This is a genomic window from Cryobacterium sp. MP_M3 (assembly GCF_015752155.1).
In the GTDB taxonomy this organism is placed as follows: domain Bacteria; phylum Actinomycetota; class Actinomycetes; order Actinomycetales; family Microbacteriaceae; genus Cryobacterium.
The window spans coordinates 1-1,816 of record NZ_JADOVI010000049.1; the positions used below are offsets into that span (position 1 = coordinate 1).

1 protein-coding gene is annotated in these 1,816 nt (G+C 64.6%); it reads right to left on the minus strand.

Going from position 1 to position 1,816, the window contains the following annotated elements; translation table 11 throughout:
* Positions 1-182: 182 nt before the first annotated feature.
* Complete coding sequence (locus tag IWX89_RS18275) at positions 183-1,739, minus strand: IS1182 family transposase (RefSeq protein ID WP_196904958.1); 1,557 nt, start codon at positions 1,737-1,739, stop codon at positions 183-185.
* Positions 1,740-1,816 lie beyond the last annotated feature (77 nt).

Consider the following 1,816-nt stretch of genomic DNA (forward strand, 5'->3'; position numbering starts at 1 on the left):
CTAGGAGACCGCTGATTTACAACGTTTCAGTGGGCCAATCGAGTCTTTAGAGCGTTTTTTGCCCGGTGGCCGGGCCCGTGAAAGCGTCCTCGGGGCCGGAAGGTGGTTCTGGGGTTGGGCGGGCCGGGCCGTGAAGGGCGGGTGCGTCGGCGGTGGCGGGCTGGGTGTCCTGGTCTGGGGTGTTATCCAATGGCCCAGGTCCCGTTCTGGCTGGTGAGGCCGAGGCTGAGGAGGCGTTTGAGGTTGATGGCGGCAGCCCGGTTGACCCACCAGGCGTTGTTCTTGACGGTGCCGCGGTAGGGAACACGCCGAGCTCCCCGAGTCATCCAGGCGAGGGTGCGTTCGACCATAGGTCGGTGTTGTCGATACACGGCCTGAAAGTCGGGATCCTGGGCCCGAACACGGTGTTCACGGCGTAGCCGATCGTGGGGGTGGATCTGCATCTTCTTCCCCCGTTTCGCAGTCGTGCACTGGGCCATCAGCGGGCAGGACGCGCAGGAACTACCAAAACTCACGCGTCCCGTCGCGCTGATCGGCCGGACGATGCCCGCGGGACATGTCGCGCTCTGGTCGGCCTCGTCAATGGTGAAGTCATCGACGGTGAACCCGCCGGGAATAGCGCGGCCCAGCGGCATCGGCTTGATGATCGGCGTGTGACCGGCCGTCGAAATCGCCGCGAGGAGTTCTCCGCTGCCATAAGCCGAATCACCCAACGCCTCGATTTCCTGCGTGCCAATGCTGGTGTCAGCCGCGAGGAGTTCCATCCCGCGCGCCGCGTCACTGTTTTCCGGCCCGGCTGCTTTGGTCAGGGCGGCCGCGGTCGTCAAGCCGGTCTCCGGCTCCATCGCGATATGAGCCTTGAAACCGTCGATCTTCTTCTGCCGGCTCTTATGCGCGTGGCGGGCGTCGGGATCCACGGTTGAGATGACCCGGTCCGGGGCGACCCGGCGGGCGATCTTCCACCGCCCGTCCGTGCCATCAGATCCGTCTGCCGGTTCCACATCCTGCCCCGCGACTAACGCCAACAACGCCACCGTTTCCTGCTGCTTGTCGGTGAGGGCATCCGCGTCGATGCTGGCAAGCAGGGCCAGCGCGTCGGTGACGAGCTTGGAGACTAACTCGTCGCGAGCAGCGCGGTCATCCCAGGCGATATCGGGCTTGCCCGGTTTGGAATAGTCGTGACCGGTCAACCCGGCCACGGTCACGTCGGCGCCAGGGATCTCCCGGCCCACCCGGCGGATCTGCGCGACAAGCTGCGTGACGGTGTCCTGGCGGGCGACGGCGTCTTCAAGGATCGTCGAGTCCAGGGCTCTGCGCTTCCGACCAGACAAAGCCCCCGACTCTGCAATGACCTGTGTCACGGCCTCGAAGATCCTGTGCGGGCGCTTGCTCGCGGCGAGGCGTTTGCGCCAATAGACCAGCACCGTCGGGTGGAACGACGATTCCGTCAACGCGAACCCGCACGCGGCCTTCCAGCGCAGGTCGAAAGTGACCGCCTCCGCCGTTTCGCGGTCGGAGAGGTTGTTCAGGGTTTGCAACACCATGACCGCGGCGATCACATCGGCCGGCGTTGACGGGCGGCCCCGTCCCGACGGGAACAGGTCCACGAACGCGTCATCCGGGAACAGAGCATGTCGGTGCTCAGCCAGGAACGCGAACACCGACCCGGCCGGAAGCAAATGTCCCGCGATCGCCTCGACATCGTAAATCTGACGTCGACCATCATCATGTCCCTGCATGAACCAAGTCTTAACCACGCCCACAAATCCATGCAGAGGCGCGCCTTAATACGCCAGATTAATCAGCGCGCTCCTAG